At 55.1% G+C, this 18227-nt stretch carries 14 protein-coding genes and 1 tRNA gene; 6 read left to right on the top strand and 9 right to left on the bottom strand.

The genetic code is table 11. The features are described 5' to 3' along the window. Window positions 1-480 precede the first annotated feature (480 nt). A complete protein-coding gene (locus C5Y44_RS10560) occupies window positions 481-1086 on the bottom strand; it encodes a TetR/AcrR family transcriptional regulator (RefSeq protein ID WP_105324896.1) in 606 nt (201 codons plus the stop codon). A gap of 133 nt (window positions 1087-1219) precedes the next feature. Between C5Y44_RS10560 and C5Y44_RS10555 the strand changes: the two genes are divergently transcribed. Then, window positions 1220-2836: an MDR family MFS transporter gene (locus C5Y44_RS10555; protein ID WP_105324895.1), complete on the top strand. Its 1617-nt coding sequence runs from the start codon at window positions 1220-1222 to the stop codon at window positions 2834-2836. Between the two features lie 120 nt (window positions 2837-2956). Further along, a complete protein-coding gene (gene mmuM / locus C5Y44_RS10550) occupies window positions 2957-3838 on the top strand; it encodes a homocysteine S-methyltransferase (protein WP_105324894.1) in 882 nt (293 codons plus the stop codon). On the opposite strand, the gene C5Y44_RS10545 is transcribed toward mmuM, so the two are convergent. The 3 genes from C5Y44_RS10545 to C5Y44_RS10535 form a co-directional block, all read right to left on the bottom strand. Further along, complete coding sequence (locus C5Y44_RS10545) at window positions 3831-5258, bottom strand: amino acid permease (protein ID WP_233189955.1); 1428 nt, start codon at window positions 5256-5258, stop codon at window positions 3831-3833. The two genes, mmuM and C5Y44_RS10545, sit on opposite strands and share 8 nt — an antisense overlap. A 311-nt stretch (window positions 5259-5569) precedes the next feature. After that, window positions 5570-5646: transfer RNA gene (locus C5Y44_RS10540), tRNA-Met, on the bottom strand. A gap of 176 nt (window positions 5647-5822) precedes the next feature. Then, on the bottom strand, window positions 5823-8792 hold the full coding sequence (locus C5Y44_RS10535) for a UPF0182 family protein (protein ID WP_105324892.1): 2970 nt from the start codon (window positions 8790-8792) through the stop codon (window positions 5823-5825). A 123-nt stretch (window positions 8793-8915) separates the two neighbouring features. Here C5Y44_RS10535 and C5Y44_RS10530 point away from each other — a divergent pair, with 123 nt between their 5' ends. Next, a complete protein-coding gene (locus C5Y44_RS10530) occupies window positions 8916-9446 on the top strand; it encodes a PPA1309 family protein (RefSeq protein ID WP_105324891.1) in 531 nt (176 codons plus the stop codon). Between the two features lie 59 nt (window positions 9447-9505). Next, window positions 9506-10168, top strand: a complete 663-nt coding sequence (locus C5Y44_RS10525) for a beta-N-acetylglucosaminidase (RefSeq protein WP_105324890.1) — start codon at window positions 9506-9508, stop codon at window positions 10166-10168. Window positions 10169-10246: 78 nt separating this feature from the next. Here C5Y44_RS10525 and C5Y44_RS10520 read toward each other — a convergent pair whose 3' ends face one another. Next, window positions 10247-11314: a PDZ domain-containing protein gene (locus C5Y44_RS10520; protein ID WP_105324889.1), complete on the bottom strand. Its 1068-nt coding sequence runs from the start codon at window positions 11312-11314 to the stop codon at window positions 10247-10249. A gap of 81 nt (window positions 11315-11395) precedes the next feature. Here C5Y44_RS10520 and C5Y44_RS10515 point away from each other — a divergent pair, with 81 nt between their 5' ends. Beyond that, a complete protein-coding gene (locus C5Y44_RS10515) occupies window positions 11396-12832 on the top strand; it encodes a zinc-dependent metalloprotease (protein ID WP_105324888.1) in 1437 nt (478 codons plus the stop codon). Here the strand turns inward: C5Y44_RS10515 and C5Y44_RS10510 are convergent, their stop codons facing one another. Beyond that, window positions 12833-13351 carry a M48 family metallopeptidase gene (locus C5Y44_RS10510; protein ID WP_105324887.1) on the bottom strand — a complete coding sequence of 173 codons (519 nt, stop codon included), beginning with the start codon at window positions 13349-13351 and terminating at the stop codon, window positions 12833-12835. It lies immediately after the preceding gene. A 67-nt stretch (window positions 13352-13418) separates the two neighbouring features. Between C5Y44_RS10510 and C5Y44_RS10505 the strand changes: the two genes are divergently transcribed. Continuing rightward, window positions 13419-14285 carry a hypothetical protein gene (locus C5Y44_RS10505; RefSeq protein ID WP_105324886.1) on the top strand — a complete coding sequence of 289 codons (867 nt, stop codon included), beginning with the start codon at window positions 13419-13421 and terminating at the stop codon, window positions 14283-14285. Window positions 14286-14305: 20 nt separating this feature from the next. Here the strand turns inward: C5Y44_RS10505 and C5Y44_RS10500 are convergent, their stop codons facing one another. From C5Y44_RS10500 to C5Y44_RS10490, 3 genes are read right to left on the bottom strand one after another with little or no spacing between them, the layout of a single operon-like run. Then, window positions 14306-16384 (bottom strand): ATP-dependent DNA helicase UvrD2, encoded by a 2079-nt coding sequence (locus C5Y44_RS10500; protein WP_105324885.1) that lies wholly within the window; start codon window positions 16382-16384, stop codon window positions 14306-14308. Continuing rightward, window positions 16381-17109, bottom strand: a complete 729-nt coding sequence (locus C5Y44_RS10495) for an NAD(+) diphosphatase (RefSeq protein WP_105324884.1) — start codon at window positions 17107-17109, stop codon at window positions 16381-16383. Before C5Y44_RS10495 ends, C5Y44_RS10500 begins: the two co-directional genes overlap by 4 nt. Beyond that, window positions 17110-18216: a TrkA family potassium uptake protein gene (locus C5Y44_RS10490; RefSeq protein WP_105324883.1), complete on the bottom strand. Its 1107-nt coding sequence runs from the start codon at window positions 18214-18216 to the stop codon at window positions 17110-17112. Window positions 18217-18227 lie beyond the last annotated feature (11 nt).

Here is an 18227-nt window from a genome sequence, read left to right as displayed (position 1 = left end):
CAGGCCCACCGACTGCTCCATGCCTGCGGTAAACACGGCAGGCATCGTCACGGCTAGGTAGCCCTAGACACCGATGTCATACCATTCGATGAAGTTTCCCACTCCGGCGCCAAGTTGACATCTTCTCCGCACAGTTCCCGACTGGGCTCAGTGTTTATTCTATTACCGGACATACCGTCCTCCTGCTGTTTTAGTTCGGGTCTGAATTCTCTCTCAAAAGCCGAGCTTTGAAAAACGAGTGCTAACCCGGCCCACTATGTCCGAGGCAATCCCAAACTTCAGCGGTATGCGTTTAGACGCATGCCAAGGGGGCATAAAATGCTTCACGTTTGTGACCACCGAAAAGACAGACACGGAAAAAGACTAAAACAATTAGCAGGTGCTTTGGGAGAAATTTTTCTGCCTTGCTACGAAGACCGAATACTCTCCAAGATGATCATCAGGAAAATCATTCCAGGAAGTCTCGCTCTCGCGAGCTTCCTAATTGGTGGGGGCAGAATTCAACAAAACCCCACGCAGAATCCCCCGCGCATTCCCCGCGATTTCCTCAAACGCTTCCGGCGAATGCCCCACCAATTCCGCGCGCGAACCAATCCAGCGAAATACCCCATTGAGCATGTGGTTGGTCATGGCGACTTCATCGGCGAGTTCTTGCTCCGAGCGCTCTGGTTCCTGGTTGCGAAGACGCAGCATGATTATTTCATTAAGCTCGCCTTCCAACGCTTCGAGCCTTTCCATCTGCTTAGACAGCAGAGTTGGCGTGGCAGCGATAACCTTCCACCGCTCTGACATGCGATGATGCGTACCGCCCTCAGCCGGCATGGTGATTAGTGAAACGGCGTCGAGAAGAACCGGGCCGCGAGCAACAATGAACTGACGCGCAGCACGTTCATCAATTTGCGGAAGGTCACGGCCTAAAAGCGCATCATCTTTGGTTGGAAAATGATTAAAGAATGTCCGCTGCGTAACCCCGACCTGCTCGCAGATCATATCGACCGTGACCTGGTCATATCCACGCGCCAGCGCAAGATCCAATGCAGCGTCTTCAATAGCTGTCTTCGTCGCTGCCGCGCGTGAACTGCTCATCTATGGCCTCCATCTCAATCAATACACCGTGCGTTTATCTTCTCAGACTACTCGCCCAGCTAGTCAATTACAGCAGGTGTACCCTAGAATTTCAGTCACTGTAATTTCGCTTTTGCTTTTCGATGAGGACCCCATGACAACAATGACGAAAGACGCGCCGCTGCTGCTGACAAAGCGGCGCATCTGGATTATCTTCTCCGCACTGCTGGCAGGCATGATGCTCTCCAGCCTGGACCAAACAATTGTGTCCACCGCTATGCCAACCATCGTTGGCCAACTCGGCGGTGTCGAGCACCAGATGTGGATTACCACCGCATACCTGCTGGCCACCACCATCGTGATGCCTATCTACGGCAAGTTCGGTGACGTACTAGGCCGCCGCAACCTGTTCCTGCTAGCCATCGCGCTGTTTACCCTGGCTTCGGTCGGCTGTGCATTCGCCGGCGATTTCTGGACCTTTGTCATCTTCCGCGCCATGCAGGGCCTTGGCGGCGGCGGATTGATGATCCTGTCGCAGGCGATAATCGCCGACATTGTGCCCGCTAGTGAGCGCGGCAAGTACATGGGCCCTATGGGCGCAGTCTTTGGTATTTCTGCTGTTGCCGGGCCGCTACTTGGCGGCTACTTTGTAGACCACCTGACCTGGCAGTGGGCATTTTATATCAACATCCCAATCGGCATCATTGCCTTCTTTATCGGCGTCTTCGCGCTACAGCTGCCAACACACAAGGCCACCAAGCGCATTGACTGGCTCGGTGTTGTCTTCCTGTCTGCAGCGACCGCGTGCTTGATCATGTTTACCGACTTCGGCGGCAACGCCAACCACGGCTGGTCTGCCGCCTCCACCTGGTTGTGGGGCGCTGGTCTGCTTATTGCAGTATCCATCTTCGTATTCATCGAATCGCGCGCCGAAGACCCCATCATCCCGCTGTCATTGTTCCGCAACAAGCTGTTTATTATCACCGCGACCATTGGATTTACCCTCGGCATCGCGATGTTCGCAGCGCTCGGCTTCATGCCGACCTTCTTGCAGATGGCATCCGGCACGTCCGCCGCCGAGTCCGGCCTACTGATGATTCCAATGATGGCCGGTCTCATGCTGACCTCCATCGTCTCCGGTATCTGGGTGGCTAAGAGCGGCAAGTACAAGGTCTATCCAATCATCGGCATCATCCTGGCCATCGCGGCACTATTCGCCATGACCACGCTATCGGCCGAGACCCCAATCTGGCTCATTTGCGCTTACCTTGCCCTCTTCGGCGCTGGCCTGGGCTTTGTCATGCAGATCATCGTGCTGGTGGCACAAAACTCCGTGGCAGCAGATACCGTCGGTACCGCAACCAGTACCAATAACTACTTCCGCGAGGTCGGTGCGTCTTTGGGCACAGCAGTCTTCGGCGCTTACTTCACCGCACGGTTGTCAGAGCGGCTTACCGATGTCTTCACCAACTCCGGCCTCGACGCCTCCCAAGCAGCAAACGCCACCGCAACTATTGACCCGAAGACTTTGAGCACCCTGCCGGAACACGTGCAAGACGGCATTGTTGCTGCCTACGCTGATTCTTTGGCGCCAGTGTTCTGGTACGTCATCCCCTTCTTGGTTCTCGCGCTGCTGTTTGCCTTCTTCCTCAAGGAAATCCCGCTGGAGACCGAATCCGGCCTCGTCGCCCGCGGCGAAGCCATCGGTGGCGAAGAAGCCGAACGCCTCGAGGCTGAGCAGCGAGCTGACGACGGAAAGCTCAACTCTTAAGTTTCCTTATTCAGTCCACCAACGCATATATATATGAGTCTCCAGTAGATTAGCGACGCTCGATTGATCGGCCATAGAATTAACCGACGGCGCCGATCTAACTGAGGAGTTTTAAGAAATATGTTTGAAGAAAACCGCACCTTGGTGCTTGACGGCGGGCTGGGAACACACCTGGCAGCACGCGGCAATGACATCAGCGGCGAGCTGTGGTCGGCGGCGATTTTAAATGAACATCCGGCTGAAGTTCGCGCAGCGCATGAGGACTTCTTTAACGCTGGCGCGCAGGTGGCCACCACGTGTTCTTATCAGGTGACTTTCGATGGTTTCGCCCAGATTGGGATGGGCAAAGGGGACATCGAAAAGCTTTTGCGCACAAGTGTGAACCTTGCGCGCGAGGCTACCGGTGGGGTCGATGGCCGCTATGTGGCGGCATCGGTTGGGCCCTACGGCGCGGGACCTGGTGCTGGTACGGAGTATGACGGCGCCTACGGTATCGGCGCGAAGGAGCTTTCGGAGTGGCATCGCCCGCGCATGGAGATTCTCGCCGATTCCGGCGCAGATGTCCTGCTCATGGAAACAGTCCCCAACATCTATGAGGTCGAAGCACTCGCCGCGGAAATCTCCCGCCTTAATATCGACGGCTGGCTCAGCGTCACCCTTGATGGCACAACGCTTGGCGATGGCACCCCACTCGACGAGGTCCTCAACATAGTGAACGACACCCCCGCAATTAAGGCGTTGAGCATCAACTGCTGCTCCGCCGGCGAGGCTCTATCCGCGGCGGAACATTTCGCCCGAGGCACCGAAAAGGCCTTCGGAGTGTATCCCAATAGCGGCGAGACCTGGGACCACGTCAACCGCAAGTGGTTATCGCGTGACGCGGGCAGCGTTGGTTTGCTCGAAGCAGTCCCCCAACTGCTTGACCTGGGAGTTTCCTTTATCGGCGGCTGCTGCCGGGTGACTCCGCGGGAGATCGAAGCCATCGTCAAGCAAGTTAGCTGACAAATGAATCCTCACGGACTGGCTTGTCAATGACCACCTTGTGAACGATGTAGCAGATGACCACGAACGGGATGCCGAACAACAATGCGGCGACTTGGTTCGGGTCAAAAGCCACCGCGATAAGCGAAATCACGCAGGCCACCAGCGCGATGATAGGAACCCACGGATACATCGGCGTCTTGTACGCAAGCTTGTCGATGTCCCCTCCATCCGCCACAATCTTGCGGCGGTTCATCATCTGTGCGACCACGATGACAATCCACACTGCCACGACAGCGAAACCGGCAATGGAAACCAGCGCCAAGTAAACCGCACCGGGTGAGACCACACTGGAAATCAGGCATATAAGGCCGGCTGCGAGGCTAATAACCAGCGACAACATTGGCACGCCTCGCTCAGTTGTCTTGCCGAAAGCCGCTGGAAGCTGGTTCATCTCAGCCATCGAATACATCAGGCGGGAGCAGGCATAAAGACCACTGTTGCCCGCGGATAGCAGCGCGATGATGACCACAACCGCCATGATGTCAGCCGCGTATGGAATGCCGACAATCTCAAAGATGGCGACAAATGGGCTGGCTTCAATGTTTTCATCACTCAAGAGCGAAATCTGATCCCACGGCACGAGCGCTGCGATGACAAAGATTGCGCCGACAAAGAAGATGACCAAACGCAGCAACGTCGTGCGGATAGCGCGCGGGATTGCTACTTGCGGATCTTTGGTTTCGCCCGCTGCGATAGCGATGAGCTCCGTACCGGAGAAAGCGTAAAACACTGAGAGAATCGTGATGAATACGCCGGTTGTGCCGGTTGGCAGGAGACCATCTTCTGTCATGAAGTTGGACAGCAGCGGCGCTTCTCCCCCGGCATTGAAACCGAAGATCGCAGCAAAGCCGACGATGAGCAGCACAACAATCGCCGCAACTTTTAGCAGTGAGAACCAGAACTCGGCCTCGCCGAACCATTTAACGGAAAAGGCGTTGAGCAAGAACAACAGCGCCGCGAAAATGACGCACCAGATCCACACATCAACCTGGGGGATCCAACGCTGCATGAGCAGCGCAGAAGCTGTAAATTCTGAGCCCAGCGCAGCCACCCAGCACAGCCAATACAGCCACGCGGTGGTAAATCCTGCCGCTGGGCTAATCGCCTTGTAGGCATAGACATGGAATCCGCCGGATACCGGATACTGCACGGCCAGCTCACCAAGGCAGGACATAACGAGCCACGCGATCACTGCGCCGACGACATAAGCCAACACCGCGCCGAGTGGACCAGCCTGTCCAATGGTGTACCCCGAACTAACAAACAAGCCCGAACCAATAACACCACCGAGGGCGATCATGACTAGATGGCGCACCTCAAGAGCACGTTTGGTGCCATTGTGCTGCTCTGAAGAAGCCCTAACATCACTATTATTCACGTATAGAAAGTGTAGTGTTCCGACTAGCTAGTTCATCATTACCTGATGCCTCCATCCCCTGGATCTCCTGATATCGCAGGCCGGTGCCATTTCAGTGATGAATGTAAATTGCACAGGTATCACCACCTGCTAATCCAGGTTGAACGAGTATCTAGCAGTTAGCCCGTTGTGGATCACTAAGGAGTAGCTTTCTCCGATCCAACGAGGCAGTCACGAAAAGTCCTTTCAGTCCTAAGCGGTCACAGCCACGGCAGCAAAGAGAAAGAAAATAGCCGCAGTCAGTATTTCTACTGACTGCGGCTATTTGAAATTGGTAGCGGGGGCAGGATTCGAACCTACGACCTCTGGGTTATGAGCCCAGCGAGCTACCGAGCTGCTCCACCCCGCGACGAATGAACTAAAAGTTCACCTGCGCTTTGCTTAAAGTTCAAGCATTGGCGACTTTCTCAACTATACACACAGCATAGCCAACACCCAAATCGCGTCATGATATGCAAAGTGCGGGCCACCCTTTTCTATCAGGGCGACCCGCACTTTGTTACTGCTTGTAGGTGAGTTTAGCTATTACTCAGCTGGCTGCTCAGCAGAGTCTTGCATGTCCTGGAAGCGCTGTACCGCGCGGTCCAATTCATCCAAGGCACGGCCATACTCCTCGTGGGAGCCATCGCGTGCATCCTCCAACCCAGTCAATGCATCATTGATGGAATTCAATGCTTCATCAGCATTTTCTGGAAGCGGTGCAGCTGGGGTTTCTTCTTCATCAGCTGGTGCTTCATCGGCAGGCTGCTCATCAGTGCTGGTACCGCCGCCGTCATCGACAACGTCAATATTTTGTACGGCATCGGAGTTAATACCGACCTGCTCAAGCGCAGCATCCACGGTTGGGGCATAACCAACGCGGCCCTTGTAAGAGACCAAGACGCGCAGCAGCTTAGGGAAGGCAGAAGCCTGGTCCTTACGCTGGGAGTAAATAGGCTCCAAGTACAAGATCTCGCCGCCACCGACTGGTAGAGCCAGCAAGTTACCGTTGTGCAGATCATTCGATCCACGCCACAGCGTCATGTCGCGGGCTACCTGGTCCGAAGACATCATCGCATCCTGTGCCTGCTTTGGACCCTGAGTTTGGGTATTGGTTGGCAGTACGCGAACCGTGATATCGCCGTAGCTTTCTGGATCCGAGGAAGCAGTCATGTGGGCAGACAAGAACTCACGAGACAGACCACGGAAGGAAGAAATCAGCTGGAAGGTTGGCTCACCGGTCTCAGGATCGGCAGCAACAACATAGTACGGAGGCTGATCCAAGTTCTCTTGGTCGGCACCGGTTGGGTCCGCTGGGACAGACCAGAAGGCGTCGTTGTTAAAGAACACTCGTGGGTCATCAACGTGGTAGCGCGCCAAGATGGAACGCTGCACCTTGAACATGTCCTGTGGGTAGCGGAAGTGCGCGCGCAGTTCATCAGAGATTTCTGCCTCTGGATTGACCACGCCTGGGAATACGCCTTCCCATGCCTTCAGCACTGGGTCTTCGGTATCGAATTCGTAGATTTCCACGGTGCCGTCATAAGCATCGACCGTGGCCTTAACAGAATTACGGATATAGCCGACTCGGTCAGAGATCAAACGCTGCTGAGTACCTTCAGCGTTCAAAGCATCCGCAGTAGCCTCGGTCAGGCTCTCGCTTTGAGAGTACGGGAAGCTATCCAAAGTCGTGTAACCATCGACGATCCACTTGATGCGACCGTCAACAACTGCTGGGTAGGTCTCGGAGTCGGTGGTCAACCATGGTGCGACCTTCTCGACGCGCTCACGTGGATCGCGGTCGTAGAGGATCTTGGATTCAGAGCCAACACGATCAGATAGCAGCAGGTTCATTTCCTGGTAGCGCAAAGCATATGCAACGCGGTCGAACATGTTGCCAATGTCAACGCCGCCCTTGCCGTCATAGGTGAAGTTAGAGCTATCAGTGTCGAATTCAACCGGCCCATTCCCGGTATCGCCGACGATGGCATAGTCCGCGCCATCTTCAGCCGAAGCAGTCACTGGGCCGTAGTAGATACGTGGCTGTTCAACGTTAATACCCAACTCGGATTCAGCATCCAGGGTCTCGCCTTCGCCTTCAGCTTCTTCGCCTGCCTTGGTCTGCAAGTCGGAGACGTTAAAGACTGGGAAGCCACCACGGGTAGAGCCCGCGTCCTGTGCTACTTCGTCAACGCGGTTTGCCTGTGCGGCGACAAAACCATTGCCGTGGGTGTACACGGTGTGGCGGTTAATCCAGTTCAACTGGTTCTCCCGCAGAGCATTGGGGTCAACCTCACGCGCTGCAACAACGAAGTCGCGCAGTTCGCCATCCACGATGTAGCGGTCCATAGACAGCTGATCGGCAAAGCCGTAGAAGTTACGCAGCTGCTGCATCTGGGTAAAGGTTGGTGACAAAATATCTGGGTCCAATAGACGCAGGTTAGAAATCGTGGCCTCATCGGCCGCGACGTCTTCATCGGAAGTTTCTTCGGCGCCCCAGTTTTCGACGTAGGTTACTTCGTCATCGGTAAGCCCGTAAGCAAAACGGGTTGCTTCAATATTTCGTGAAATAGACTCTGCTTCTTTTGCCTGACGGTTCGGCTGGACGGAGAAACGCTCCATCAGGATTGGCCATGCGCCACCGATAACGATGCCGGAGACCAGCATCAGCACTACAGCCAGTGCTGGGATGCGCAGATCCTTGAGGACGGTAGCAGCAAAAAATGCGACGGCGACGAACACGCCGATGACCATCAAGATGATCTTCGCTGGCAGCTGTGCGTTCAAATCGGTGTACGAAGCACCCGAGAACATGTCATTGGAGTTGTACAGCAACTCATAGCGTGCCAGCCAGTAATCGATGACCTTCAGAAGCATCCAGATACCAGCAGTCACCGCCAGCTGCACGCGTGCAGGCTTAGACAAAGAACCCTTGACGCCGGCCGCCTGGTTACCAATGCGGATACCGCCAAGAACGTAGTGGCCAACGAGTGCAATGATCAACGCGACGATGGTCAACATCGACAGCGTCGAGACAATCATCTGGAATACGGGCAGCTTGAAGGCATAGAAACCGTAGTCAAGACCAAACTGTGGGTCAGTTTCGCCAAAGTCGGTGCCGTTGACAAAAAGCAAAATGGTGCGCCAGGAGCCCTGCAGCATAAAGCCGGTAAGCAGGCCGATGAGAAGTGGCAGGACCTTCAGGAAGGTTCCGACTGACTTTTCAATCGCCTGACGGTATTGGTAGACCGGCGAATTTAAGTCGCCCAGATCTAGGATGTCGGGGCGTCCACGCCATACAAAGAAGCCAGCTAACCATACGACTAGGGCTGCGATGATGGCGGTAACAATGAACAGGACTACTCGAGCAATGATGGCGGTGTTAAAAACCCCGCGGTACTCAATTGCGCCAAACCACTTCCAGTCGGTATACACTCCAACGAACAAAGGTCCGATGAAAAGTATTACAGCGATGATACCGAGCACCCACGCTAATATGCGGGGCGGTCGCTTCATAGGGGCGGAGGGTTGGGCTGTATGTGAAACCAACGCCAGCTCCAATCAAATCGTATGCCAAAATTGTCTATTAGTTGGCCAATTTTAAGGCCAGTACCATCTAGCTAACGAATGAGGTTGCTTATGAGTTCCCCAGGTTTTAACCAACAAGCATTAAACAAAGCGATGATGGAAGCTGTTGACTTCGTTCACGCTGAGGGCTGGGAGGCTCCCCCAACGCTTTTTGCATTGGTTCCGACCGAATTAGTCGTTGATCAAATTGAGCTTGACGATGACTCCGCGCCACTAACCTTGGTTGTGCAGGATAACCTGCCAGAAAATATTCTCCCCGGTTCAGAAGAGCTGGCGGAATATGTCTCGCGCATCGCGTGGCCGCGCCAGGTTGAAGGTGCCGTGCTTGCGCAAGAGATTATGTTCCAAGACACTGCTGCCCCAGATTCGGAGCCACGTCCTGCCAGACTTTTTTCAGGATGTTTGCGTGAAGAAGGCTTGGAATTGACTGTGTTGCAAATCCGCCCAACCGAGGAAGAGCTCGCGGAGGCAGGTCCTTTTGCAGAAGATGATATTCAGCTGCGCGGTGGCCCTGAGGTGGCGCCCGGAGTTGTTGCGGCTTTGCGCTATGGGCTGGAACAAGACCCAGATGAGTTACTTTAAGCAATTCGTCTAGACTATTAAAAGCAAATCTCACGCATTACTTTCAGGAGTAGGTTCCCGTGCTTAAATCCCGCAAGCCGCGCATCATTGAACTGACTGGCGCTGTCTTTTTAGCAGCGACCCTTGTTGCATGCGGCAACACGCAAGAACCTGCTCCCGAACCCGCACCGGAGACCTCTGCTGCGGCAGAAACCTCGCAGTCGACCTCCGAGACTTCAGAAGAATCCAGCTCTGAGGCATCGGAAACTTCGTCGGAATCCAGCACGGAGACAACCTCAGCAGAACCTTCGGAGTCGGAGTCTGACGAGCCGACAGAGACGACATCGGCAAGCGCAAGCGACTTTAGCGATGATATTGAAGCTGCCTATGAAATCTTCGGTTCTATTGCTCCGCGAGAACTTTTCGCCCAATTCGACTCTTGCGACTCCGTGGGCAGCGAACATAACTACAACTGCTCCGGCCCAGAAGTAGGCCAGATGCAGTTTTCTAAATCCTCCAACCGCGCCACGCAGACCACCCAAGTGCTCACCGAACTGCGCAGCTCCACCGTCTTAGAAGACAGTGGCGACCGCGTGGTGGGCTGGTCCACACTCGGCAGCACCGCAGTGCTGACAGTGGTGGATAACAAGGAGGGCTTGGTCCTGCAGCAGATGCTGTCCACCGACCAAGACGATCCCGAAGACCGGCTCATTGAGCTCGGTCTCTACGATCCCGCGGGATAACTTGAGCTTTCCGTTCTCCCCCGCGGAATAACCTAAGCTTTCCTTTTCTTTGCGGAATAGTCTGAGCTTTAGCGAAGACTATTCCGCGCAGGTCTTAACCTCTGCCCCGCTGGCGAAGTCTTCGATGGCGTGGATGGCATCGTCGAGGGTCTCAACGGAGGCAATGACCATGTCGCCGTGATCGCGGCTGGTGGCTGCCTCACAGTTGGCGGCTGGGGCTAGGAATAGTTCAGCTCCTGCCTCTTGGGAGGCTTCGACTTTGTGCTCAATACCGCCGATGGGTCCAACGGTGCCATCTTCAGAAATCGTGCCGGTACCTGCCACAAAGTGTCCTTCGGTGAGGTCGTCCTCGGTGAGTTTGTCAATGACAGCCAAAGAAAACATCATGCCTGCAGAAGGCCCGCCGACGTCTTGCAGGTTATAGGTGACATTCATGCCATCGCGCGGTGCAGAGGACATGGTCACACCCAGCAGCGGGATTTTGGAATCGTGGGGGTGTTCACCCAAAGTAATGGTTTCTTCGCGCTCTTGGCCGTTGTTTTCCAGGGTCAACGTGACCTCATCGCCAGGCGCTTTGGCGCGGATGAGTTCTTGCACCTCGGCAGGCTCGGATACTTCTGTGCCATCTACTGCGAGAACCACGTCCTCGGGCTTGACCCTATCGACAGCCGCGGAATCATCCATAACGCCTGCGACGACTACGTGGACGGGAATGTCCAGGTAATTCATCGCGGTAACGGTGGCCGCTGCCTCTGATTGCACAAAGGCCTGCTGGTTGGCTTCCTGCATTTCTTCAGAAGAGGTCCCGGTTGGAATGACAGTTTCCAGGGGCACGATGGTGTCATTGGTTGTCAGCCACCGGCCAATGGCCTGGGACAGCGACATATTCGTGCGAACAGCCACCGTGGTCATGTTTAACTGGCCGGAGGTGTCATAGGTTTCGGCGCCGGAGATTTCTACGACATCCTTGCCTTCCACACTCGACAAAGTATCCACGGTGGGCCCTGGTCCTTGGGCAGCATATGGCACGGTGAGAGAAATATCGGTGCCGGGAATGTGGTCAATGCTCATTAACCCACCCAGCACAACGATGGGCACAGCACCCAAGGCCAAGGTGGTTAATCGACGGTTCGACGGTGTACTCACGCCAAAATACCCTACCCTTGTTCGCTGTCAGCGTAGCTATCACCATGGAGATATCCACCTCACACTGGGTACATTGGGAGTATGAGTAATGGATTCGGTTTTTCATTCAACAATGATGACGACGACGAAAACAATCGCAATAACAACCCATTCGGTTTTAACTTTGGCGGAGCCGGTGGCGGTGGCTTAGGCGATATGCTGAATCAGTTCGGCGCCATGCTATCTGGCATGGGCAGTTCCATGAATTCGCCGGAGGGCTCAGGCCCGGTTAATTATGAGATGGCGGAGCGCATTGCACGCCAGCAATTAGGTTCTGAAAAGGCCATTAGCGCTGAAGATACGCGCGCGGTCGAAGAATCCGTGCGCTTAGCGGAACTGTGGTTAGACGAGCACACCACGCTGCCTACGGCGTCTGCATCGACAGAAGCTTGGAATGCGCAGACCTGGCTGGATAAGTCCATGCCGATGTGGAAGCGCATGGTCTCCCCTGTTGCCCAGCACATGGCGGATGCGCAATTAGAGTCCATGCCTGAAGAAGCCCGTGAGATGATGGGCCCTATCGCCAATATGATGACGCAGATGTCAGGCATGAATTTCGGCATGCAATTAGGTCATGCTTTAGGCGATTTGGCCCGCCAAGCTCTGACTGGCTCAGACTTTGGGTTGCCGGTCGCGCCCACGGGAATTACCGCAATTTTGCCGCACAATATTCAGTCCATCGCGCGTGATTTGAAGGTGCCAAGCCAAGAGATTCTGGTTTACATCGCAGCGCGTGAGGCCGCCCGCCAGCGCCTGTTCAAGCACGTTCCATGGTTGGTAGAACGCCTAGTCTCCTCCGTTGAGGAATACGCCATGGGCTTGGAGATTGATACTTCCCATATTGAGGAAGCAACCCGTGAGCTCAACTTGGAATCTGGTGATCCACAGGCGATTCAAGATGCCATCGGCAAGCTGCAAGGCATGGACTTAAGCCCCCGGATTACCTCCCGGAATGCTTCTGCCGTCGCACGCCTGGAAACCCTGCTGGCGCTAGTAGAAGGCTGGGTGGAGTACGTCGTCAATGAGGCACTTAGCTCACGTATTCCTTCTACTCCAGCGATGGCACGCGCATGGCAGAACCGACGTAACTCTGGCGGCTCTGCGGAAAAGGCTTTCGCCAAGGTTGTCGGGATCGAATTTGGTGCGCCAAAGGTTGAAGCCGCAGCAGAGTTGTGGCGCCGCTCCACCATCGCTGTTGGCGTGGACAAGCGTGACCACGTCTGGGACCACCCAGACCTTCTGCCTGCTGCAGAGCACTTGGAAAACCCTGCTGCCTTTATTGACGGCTTGCTTGACGATGCCCCCTCGGATGACTTTGATGCCGAGTTTGCCAAGCTCGAAGAAATGCTGCGCAGCGGTGACACTGGCGTAAGCGAAGACGAAGAGACCAAGAAGGCTCAAGACGCAGAGGATAAAGATAAGAAGGACGGCGAATCCGATTCTGATTCTGACTCCGGTTCTGACTCCGATGAGAAGTAATTAATCTTCCTCGGTGTGACCAAAGCGCGCGAAGGCCTCAAGGTAGCCCTTTGCGCGCTCTGCTTTTGGTGCCCTATCGGCCCAGTCCCAAAACTCTTTGGGGTGCCCGGAGATAAACGTGTGCGTAAGTTCGTGAATGATGACCGAATCCAGAACATAATCCGGCACCTTCTGTAGCCGGTCAGAGATACGGATATCCCCTGTTGCCAGCGTCGTACTGCCCCAACGAGTGTTTTGATTACTCACCCACCGAATCGAGCCGACGGTTGCCCGATTGTCTAAATACTTAGCGTTGAGCTCATGTGCGCGCTGAGCCAACTGTTCATCTGAAGCATGCTGCGTTGTGGTGCGTTTAGCCACCCGCGATAGCATGTCAGCAACGGCTTCGGCTTCTTCACGCTGATTCATCCAGCCCGGAATCCGCACTTCTAAAACTCCGCTATTGATGCGTCCAGCCACCGTGCGCTTGCGCCTGGTGGAGCGGATGACCTTGACGGGCATTTCAGAACTACTCGACATAGCAATCAATATTATCCTGCGCCCTTTTCCACTTCGTGGCAGACTGAAGTTTAAACGGGGGTAAGACATGATGACAGTAGATATCAGTGAGCGTGCGCGGTATTTTCTCAGCACCGATATTGGCATATTTTTACGCGATGAAACCCATATTCAGTTTGGGTTAGACTCCACGCGCGCGGGCATCATCGAATCACACAACGCTGAAAGTTTAGTAGAAATCTTGCGTGCAGGACAGCACCAGGGCGCGCGCACCAGGTATCAGTGGGAGCGTGCTTTCGCCGCTGGGGGCATGTCCATGTTGGCGGCACGCAGCTTGCTGCATGATTTGGTGGAGTACCGGATCATGCACCTGGAAACCGCTCCCCCGCGGGTGGTGATTTTAGGAGATTCTCCACTGGCGCAATCTATCCGCACAATGTGCTTTGACCGCGGTTTGGGTGTGCGCTCACCGCTGGATTGGGAATCACTGGGCGTGTATCTATCCACCATGGAAGATGACACGGTCGTCATAGCCGTTGACCAGTTGTATCGGACGCCGAAGGTTGCCGCGGCCTTGTATTCATTGCCCAAGACGTGTTCGTGGATGCCTATTTCGATAGTGGACTCACGCGGGTTTATCGGGCCCTTGCACTTAAAAGGCAAAGGGCCATGTCCTTTGTGCTTTGAACTTCACCGCGCGGCTTTTGACCCGCGCTGGGCAGTCATTACCGAACAATTAGAAGAGACCATCATCACCCCTAATGACCAAGTGCTCGCGGCGGTAACCGCGCAAGCAGCGGTCATTATTGATTGGCTAACAGGCCGGCCTTTTCCGCCCGGCGCGCCGCACAAGCGCTTTTATGCCGGGGAGCTTTTTGATATCGATATCTACGGCAAATCCCAGCACCAGCTAGTGGGCGCGCACGAACAGTGCCCAGCCTGTTTCCAAGCCTGAGTGCCCAACGAGGTACGCACTTAGCTGCGTACTGAAGAGATCACTTCTAAGACTTCATCGCCGTATTGTTCCATCTTGGCAGGGCCAACGCCGGAGATAGACAGCAAGCCATTCTTATCGGATGGCAAGGATTCAGCCATCGACAGCAAGGTTGCGTCAGTAAAGACAACATAGGCTGGCTTACCGATATCCTTGGCCACCCGCGCACGCCACTGGCGCAAGGCAGTAAAGACCTCTTCATCAGCTAAAGATTCACAAGTCTCGTGCCGGCCCAGCACTTTGTCGGCGGGTGCATTGAGATAGCCATTGCACACGCGGCAGCGTTTCGGGCGGGAGGCTCGGGAGGTGTGCGCGGAGGCATCGCCAAGCTCTGGCACCACGCCGTCGAGAAAGCGCGTGCGCTGCCTGGATGCGCGCGAGCCGGTGGTCTTCGCCAGCGCCCAGGAGCACAACAGGTGGATACGCGCGCGGGTGATGCCGACATAAAACAGGCGGCGTTCTTCCTCAATGGCTTCATCATCACCACGATCATCTTGGGCTTTAATGGCCTGATTAATGGGCAAAAGCTTTTCGGTCAGACCCACGAGGAATACTGCGTCCCACTCCAAGCCCTTGGCTGCGTGCAGGGTTGATAAGGTCACGCCTTCCATGGTCGGGGCTTGTTTATTGCTCGCACGGCGTTGCAGATCCACAATCACCCCGGGCAGATCAATGCCGGGTTGGTCGCGCACGATGGTAGAGATCAGATCCACCAGCGCGCTCAGCGACTGCCAACGCTCACGTGCCTGGGCGCCTTCGGGCTCAGCTGAAGACAGCCCGATTTCCATAAACGCTGCTTTGGCAATAGCGACTGGGTCATTGGGCAGGTCTGTACGGCGAGCAGCGCGATGCAGCGCGCGGGTTGCTTCAATGATTTCTTGTCGATGAAAAAAGCCATCTCCACCACGGACTTGGTAGACGATGCCGGCATCAGCAAGTGCTTCTTCAAAGACCGCCGACTGGAAATTGGTGCGATATAAGATCGCGATCTCACTCGCAGCAACGCCTTGATTTAGCAGGGTGAGAATTTCTCCGGCGACTTCTTTCGCCTCAATCTCTTCTGACTCATAAGCGTGGAACTTCGGCACAGGACCCGGGTCACGCATACCTTCCAGGCGCAAGCGTGTGCCTGCAGCGCGTCCGACGGCCTTATCAATAACCGTGTTCGCAAGGTCGGTTACTTGTGGTGTCGAGCGGTAGTCACGTTGCAGCTTAACCACGGTGGCATTGTCATAAGTCTTGGAAAAATCCAACAGGAAATCAGGCGATGCGCCGGTAAAAGAATAAATCGTCTGGTTGGCATCACCCACTACTGTTAAGTCATCGCGCTCGCCTAACCACGCGTTGAGTACGCGCTGCTGCAAGGGCGTGACGTCCTGGTACTCATCGACGACAAAGGTACGGTACTGCTGGCGAAATTCTTCCGCGACCGCGGGAGCATTTTCTAAAGCGCCCGCGACGTGGATGAGCAGGTCATCAAAGTCTAATAACATCCCATCGGGTTGGGATTTGAACTCTTCATAGCGCTGATAGACCTTCGCTACTTTCACTGGGTCTTTAGGCGCGATGCGGTCGTGCGCTTTTAAGGCTTCGACATAGCCATCGGCAGAAATCAACGACGCCTTTGCCCACTCAATTTCACTTAAGATATCGCGCACGGTTTCCTTAGACGGATCCATGCCGACATTGCGCACAGCGCGTGAGACGATGGGGAATTTATTATCCACCAAACGCCATGGCAGATCGCCTGCCACCTGCGGCCAGAAATACCGCAGCTGGCGCAATGCAGCCGCGTGGAAGGTGCGTGCTTGGACGCCAGTAACCCCCATCGACAGCAAGCGGTCGCGCATCTCGCCTGCTGCTTTCGAGGTAAAGGTCACGGCCAATACGCGCTGCGGGGAGACGAACCCTTGATCCACAAGATGCGCGATCCGGTAGGTGATGGTGCGGGTCTTACCGGTTCCCGCGCCAGCTAGAATGCACACCGGTCCCCGGGGTGCGGTTGCAGCAACGCGCTGGTCATCATCCAGCGCCTCCAAATCTAACTCGAAGGAACTCACTGCGAATACCACTCCTCTAATAACCTGTGCGCAATTGAACCTGGGCCTGGCAGATTCAACTTATCAATCTCAGTCTTGTCCACCCAACGGACTTCAACCAATTCCCCATCGCGGGGTCCGGGGTTTTCCAAAGACTCTTTCGTTGCCACCGCGCTAAAGCCAACCATCAAAGAACCAGATAAAACCCAGGGCTGCGAACCAACGTATCGCACGTCCTGGACATCAAACCCTGTTTCCTCTTTGACTTCGCGCGCAGCGGCATCTTCCAAAGACTCACCAATGTCGACATACCCAGCAATGATCGAGAAATTCTTCGGTCGTTTCTTGTCACGCCCCATCAAAATCGCATCTTTTTCAGGATGGTGCACCCGCGTGATCACTGCCGGATCAAGTCGGGGAAATAGCATGCCGGGACGCTGTTCGGGATGGCCAACCACGCCAGTATCCGGAAATTCCAGACGCTGCCCTGTGACCGCATCAAAGCGGTGCAAATAGCGATACTTCATCATGCCGATGGCACGGGTCATGAGCCGATCCCCGAAGAAGGCACGCGCTGATACCAATGTTCCTAAACTTCGAGCGTGGTCTTCTGAAATCGCGCACGCCCACAACTCAGGAGACTTGGACACCCGCACGGTCATCTCCCCGGCTGGAGCATCCAACAAGATCGGTTTGCCAGTACTATCAACCGGCACGAGGCCTTGTTCAGTAACCGGAACAAACATCTACTCATCATCCAAAATCTCAGAAGGGTCTTCCGTCTCATGCTTGATATAGAGCAAACGGTCACCCGGTTTAATCGCCGAAGCACCCGCGGTATCAACGCGAATCAATTCCCCATTACGCAAGACCGCCAGCACGATATCAACCAGGTGGCGCGGATTCGAGCCCACCTCATATTCACGCACTGGGCGCTCCGCGACTGAGAAGCCTTCGTTAGGGGAGAGCAGGTCTTCCATCATCTCCACCACCGTCGGTGTGACCGTGGCAAGACCGAGAAGGCGTCCTGCGGTTTCTGCAGAGGTAACAACCGAATCAGCACCGGATTGCAGCAACAGATGCCGGTTCGCGGATTCGCGGACCGAAGCCACAATCTTCGCCGATGGAGCGAGCTCGCGCACCGCCAAGGTACACAGCACCGCCGTATCATCCGTAGAGGGGGTCACTACTACTGCTTTCGCATGCGCGACGCCTGCGATTTTGAGCACGTCATTTTTCGTACCCGAGCCAAAGACAGTCACCAGTCCATGATGTTCAGCATGGGCAAGGGCCGCGCGATTTTGGTCAACGACGACAATTTGAGCCGGTGAAATGCCATCGGCAAGCAATGCGGCAACTGAGCCAGCGCCCTTGGTGCCATAACCGATAACAACAGTGTGGTTACGCAAAGTTCTTCTCCAACGTGAAATCTGGAATGTACGGCGAGCATGATCAGTCAACACCGACAAAGTCGCACCGACCAATAACACCAGGAAGGCCAGGCGGGCCGGGGTAATAACCAATAGGTTAACCAAGCGGGCTTCCTGGGTGACGGGCACAATATCGCCATAGCCCACCGTGGTGAGCGAAACCGCCGAATAATATGCCGCGTCAATAAGCGTTAAGTCTTCGCTATAGCCACCCCGGTCGAAATAGACCACCAGGCTGACAAAGAATAAAAGCCCAAAAGCCCACAACAGGCGCATGGCTAATTTTCGCCACGGACTGGCCGCAAGATTACGCGGCACCGTGATGACATCAATCAGCGCATGGTCTGGCTGCGAGGAGAGCTCTACCCCAGGTCGAAACTTATCGACGATACGGTTTTTCATCCGCTTCACTCGTTGTGCCATAACCCTCCGAC

It is taken from the genome of Corynebacterium sp. J010B-136 (assembly GCF_002967075.1).
Taxonomy (GTDB): Bacteria; Actinomycetota; Actinomycetes; order Mycobacteriales; family Mycobacteriaceae; genus Corynebacterium.
This window is presented reverse-complemented; position numbering and strand designations above follow the sequence as displayed.

Coding starts and splice junctions, on each gene's coding strand:
- C5Y44_RS10560 (WP_105324896.1), bottom strand. CDS start 1,086: ATGAGCAGTTCACGCGCGGCAGCGACGAAGACAGCTATTGAAGACGCT.
- C5Y44_RS10555 (WP_105324895.1), top strand. CDS start 1,220: ATGACAACAATGACGAAAGACGCGCCGCTGCTGCTGACAAAGCGGCGC.
- mmuM (WP_105324894.1), top strand. CDS start 2,957: ATGTTTGAAGAAAACCGCACCTTGGTGCTTGACGGCGGGCTGGGAACA.
- C5Y44_RS10535 (WP_105324892.1), bottom strand. CDS start 8,792: ATGAAGCGACCGCCCCGCATATTAGCGTGGGTGCTCGGTATCATCGCT.
- C5Y44_RS10530 (WP_105324891.1), top strand. CDS start 8,916: ATGAGTTCCCCAGGTTTTAACCAACAAGCATTAAACAAAGCGATGATG.
- C5Y44_RS10515 (WP_105324888.1), top strand. CDS start 11,396: ATGAGTAATGGATTCGGTTTTTCATTCAACAATGATGACGACGACGAA.
- C5Y44_RS10510 (WP_105324887.1), bottom strand. CDS start 13,351: ATGTCGAGTAGTTCTGAAATGCCCGTCAAGGTCATCCGCTCCACCAGG.
- C5Y44_RS10505 (WP_105324886.1), top strand. CDS start 13,419: ATGATGACAGTAGATATCAGTGAGCGTGCGCGGTATTTTCTCAGCACC.
- C5Y44_RS10495 (WP_105324884.1), bottom strand. CDS start 17,109: ATGTTTGTTCCGGTTACTGAACAAGGCCTCGTGCCGGTTGATAGTACT.
- C5Y44_RS10490 (WP_105324883.1), bottom strand. CDS start 18,216: ATGGCACAACGAGTGAAGCGGATGAAAAACCGTATCGTCGATAAGTTT.